This is a genomic window from Streptomyces sp. NPDC026417 (genome assembly GCF_055567695.1).
Genome location: NZ_JBVHPY010000086.1, coordinates 1 through 4,505, shown reverse-complemented (window position 1 = coordinate 4,505; position 4,505 = coordinate 1). Strand labels below are relative to the sequence as shown.

General features: G+C 74.1%; 1 pseudogene. It reads left to right on the top strand.

The annotated features are described in order from the left end of the window. Positions 1–117 precede the first annotated feature (117 nt). Positions 118–4,505: pseudogene (locus ACZ4NT_RS38780) on the top strand (type I polyketide synthase); the annotation flags it as partial.

Sequence of the window (4,505 nt, the reverse complement as noted above, 5' to 3'; positions counted from 1 at the left end):
CTCACCACCACCCACCACACCACCACCCTCCTCGAAATCGGACCCGACGCCACCCTCACCCCCCACACACCCGGAACCATCCCCCTACTCCGACGGGACCGTTCCGAGGTGCGTACAGTGGCGCTCGCTCTGGCCTCCGCGTTCGCCCTGCCGCGTGCAGACGCAGGGCCGGCAGTGCCGGATGATCTGCCCACCTACGCGTTCCGGCACCAGCGCCTCTGGCTGGCTCCCGGCGCGTCGAGCGCGGGCGCCCGCGGGTTGGGAATCGACCCGTCCGGTCACCCACTGCTGGGCGCGATGACCGAACGGGCCGACGATGGCGGCCTGTTGCTCACCGGACGTCTTTCGCGCGGTACGCAGGCGTGGCTGGGCGACCACACGATCCTCGGCTCGGTCCTCGTACCCGGCACGGCGTTCGTGGAGTTCGCGCTGGCGGCCGGGGAGCAGTCGGGCAGTCCCCGCGTCGAGGAACTGAGCCTGGAGGCACCCCTGTTGCTTCCGGACCGGGGTTCCGTCCAGGTCCAGGTGTCGGTGTCCGGCAGCGAGTCGGACGGCCGGCGGGCCCTCGTCATCCATGCGCGCGCCGAGGGCGCCGCGTGGACGCGGCACGCGTCGGGCACGCTCGGCCCGGCGGGGGCGCCTGTGCCGGCAGCTCCGACCTCGTGGCCGCCGGCCGGCGCAGAGCCTGTCGACGTAGAGGACCTGTACGCATCGCTGGACGCCCTGGGTTACGGCTACGGCCCGGCGTTCCGTGGTGTCCGGGCCGCCTGGCGGCTCGGAGCGGACGAACTGCTCGCCGAGCTCGCGCTGCCCGACAGCCGGGAAGCGGGCGGCTATCTGGTGCACCCGGCACTGCTCGACGCGGCCCTGCACCCCCTGGTCGCCCGTGCAGCCGAGGACTCGGAGGCCGACGGTCTGCCGCTGCCGTTCGCGTGGACGGGTGTGGAGCTGTCGGCGACGGGGGCCGACACCTTGCGCGTCCGCTGGTCGGGCGGCTCGCTCGCCGCGTTCGACACGGAGGGGTTGCCGGTCGTGAGCGTGGACGCGCTGACGTTGCTGCCCGCGCGCGCCGACCAGCTCTCGGGCGTCGCACGGGTGCGTGATCTGCACCGGGTCGCATGGACGCCCGTGCCCGTACCCCCGGCCGCGTCCACGCCCTCGCCGGACGGCGACGCGAAGGAGGTGCGGCTCGCCGACGGACTCGCGGAGCTGTCGGCGCCGGTGCCGCCCCTGGTCGCCGCACCGGTCCCGGCCGGACCGGGCGCGGCGGCGTTCGCGTTGCGCCTGGTGCGGGGTTGGCTCGCCGAGGAGAAGTACGCGCACTCCCGGCTGCTGCTTCTGACCCGGGACGCGGTCGCGGCCGTGGACGGTGACACGGTCGACGACCCGTGGGCGGCGGCCGTGTGGGGCCTGGTCCGCTCGGCGCAGGCGGAACATCCGGACAGGTTCGCCCTCGCCGACACGGACCGGCCCGCACACGAGCTCGCGCTGGCGTCCGCGGCGTCACTGACCGACCAGGAGCCCCAGATCGCACTGCGAGGTGACACCTGGTACGCGCCCCGGCTCGTCCCCGCAGAGACCGCACCCGCCTCCGCCCCGGACGAGACGGGGGACCGGTTCTCCGGGCGGACCGTCCTGGTCACCGGGGCGACCGGTGGGCTCGGCCGGCGTCTGGCGCGGCATCTCGCCGACCGGCACGGCGCGCGCCGCTTCCTGCTGCTCAGCCGTGGCGGCCCGCAGGCACCCGGTGCCGCCGAGCTGGCGCGGGAACTGTCGGAGTCGGGCGCCGAGGCCACGTTCGCGGCCTGCGACGTCGCGGACCGCGCGGCCCTCGCCGAGGTCCTGGCGTCCGTCCCCGACGACCACCCCCTCGGGGCGGTCTTCCACTTGGCGGGTGTCCTGGACGACGGCACGGTCGCGTCCCTCACCGAGGAACGCCTGGCCGCGGTCCTCCTCCCCAAGGCGGTCGCCGCGCAGCACCTGCACGACCTCACGCGCGACCTCGCGCCCCACCTCGACACCTTCGTCCTTTTCTCGTCGGTCACCGGCGTGACGGGGAATGCCGGGCAGGCCAACTACGCGGCCGCCAACGCCCAGTTGGACGCGCTCGCCGCGCACCGGCACGCGCTGGGGCTGCCCGCCACGTCGCTGGCCTGGGGGCTGTGGGCGGACGCCGGGGGCATGGCGGAGGGTCTCGATGCGGCGGAGCGGGACCGCTGGGAGCGCTCGGGCCTGGTGCCGCTGACGGCGCAGGACGGCCTCGCCCTGCTGGACCGCGCCCTGGAGTCGGCTCCGGGACCGTGCCTGGTACCCGTACGCCTCGACCGTGCGGCCCTGCGGTCGCGCGCCGCGGCCGGGCCGCTGCCGGTAGTCCTGCGCGGTGAGGTGCGGACGCCGCTCCGGCGGGTGGCGGCCGGTTCGTCCGGCGCACCCGGGGACGGCACCTGGGCGGTCCGCACGGCCGCACTGTCCGAGACCGAACGCGACCGTGCGGTACAGGAATTGGTCCGGACGGCGGTGGCGACCGTGCTCGGCCACGTCGGCCCGGCGACCGTCGACTCGGGCCGGGCCTTCAAGGAGCTGGGCTTCGATTCGCTCACCGCGGTGGATCTGCGCAACCGGCTGGCCGCCTCGACCGGTCTGCGGCTGGCCGCCACAGTCGTCTTCGACCATCCCTCGCCGGACGCCCTTGCCCGCCATCTGCTCGGCCTGCTGCCCGGCGCCGACACGCCGAGCCGGGTGGGCACCCCCGCATCCTCTGTGCCGGCGCCGGTCCAGGACGACCCTGTCGTCGTCATCGGCATGGCCTGCCGCTATCCGGGCGGTGTCACGTCGCCGGAGGAACTGTGGCGGCTGGTCGCCTCGGGTGCGGACGCGATCGGCCCGTTCCCCGTCAACCGCGGCTGGGACGTCAACGGGCTGTTCCATCCAGACCCGGAGCACTTCGGCACCTCGTACGCCCGCGAGGGTGGATTCCTCTACGACGCGGACGAGTTCGACGCCGAGTTCTTCGGTGTCAGCCCGCGCGAGGCCGTGGCTACGGACCCGCAGCAGCGGCTGCTCCTGGAAACGGCGTGGGAGACGTTCGAGCGGGCCGGGGTCGATCCGACCGCGGTGCGTGGTTCCCGCACCGGTGTCTTCGCCGGGGTGATGTACAACGACTACAGCTCGCGCCTCACCAAAGCGCCGGAGGAGCTGGAGGGCTACCTCCTCACCGGCAACACGTCGAGCGTCGTCTCCGGGCGTCTCGCCTACACGTTCGGCCTGGAGGGACCGGCCGTCACCGTCGACACGGCCTGCTCCTCGTCCCTGGTCGCACTGCACCTCGCCGCGCAGGCCCTGCGCCAGGGCGAGTGCGACCTGGCGCTCGCGGGCGGCGTCACCGTGATGTCACGGCCGGACACATTCGTGGAGTTCAGCCGGCAGCGGGGCCTGTCCGCGGACGGCCGCTGCAAGTCGTTCGCGGCGGCCGCGGACGGCACGGGATGGTCGGAGGGTGTGGGTCTGCTGCTGGTGGAGCGGCTCTCCGACGCCCGCCGCAACGGACACCGCGTCCTGGCCGTCGTCCGGGGCTCGGCCGTCAACCAGGACGGTGCCAGCAACGGACTGACCGCCCCCAACGGCCCCTCGCAGGAGCGTGTCATCCGGCAGGCTCTCGCCCAGGCCGGCCTCTCCCCCGCGGACGTCGACGCGGTCGAGGCGCACGGCACCGGCACCACGCTCGGCGACCCCATCGAGGCCCAGGCCCTCCTGGCCACCTACGGACAGGACCGCCCCCAGGAACAGCCCCTCTGGCTCGGCTCCCTCAAGTCCAACATCGGCCACGCCCAGGCCGCGGCCGGCGTCGGCGGCATCATCAAAATGATCCAGGCCATGCACCACGGCCACCTCCCTCGCACCCTCCACGTCGACGAGCCCACCCCCCACGTCGACTGGAGCACCGGCGCCGTCCGACTCCTCACCGAGGACCAGGACTGGCCCATCACCGATGAGGACCGGCCGCGCCGCGCCGCCGTCTCCTCCTTCGGCATCAGCGGCACCAACGCCCACGTCATCCTCGAACAACCCACCACCCATGACGAGGGCTCCGCGGCGCCGGAAGACTCCGGGCTCACGCCCTGGGTGGTCTCGGCCCGGAGTCCCGAGGCCCTGCGGGAGCAGGCCCTGCGCCTGCACGCCCTCTCGGACGCCGCGCCCGGCCTTCCGGCACGTGAGGTCGGCCACGCGCTGGTGACAGGCCGGGCGGCACTGGAACACCGGGCGGTCGTGCTGGCCGAGACACGGTCCGAGCGGCTCGCCGCTCTCTCGGCCCTGGCCGCCGCCGACGAGCATCCGGCACTCATCGTCCCCGACAGCACGACCATCGGCGGCGGCGGTACGGCGTTCGTGTACTCGGGGCAGGGCAGCCAACGCCCCGGCATGGGACGCGAACTCTACGACCAGTACCAGGAATTCGCAGACGCCTTCGACGAGGTGTGCGCCGCCCTCGACCCCCACCTCGACCG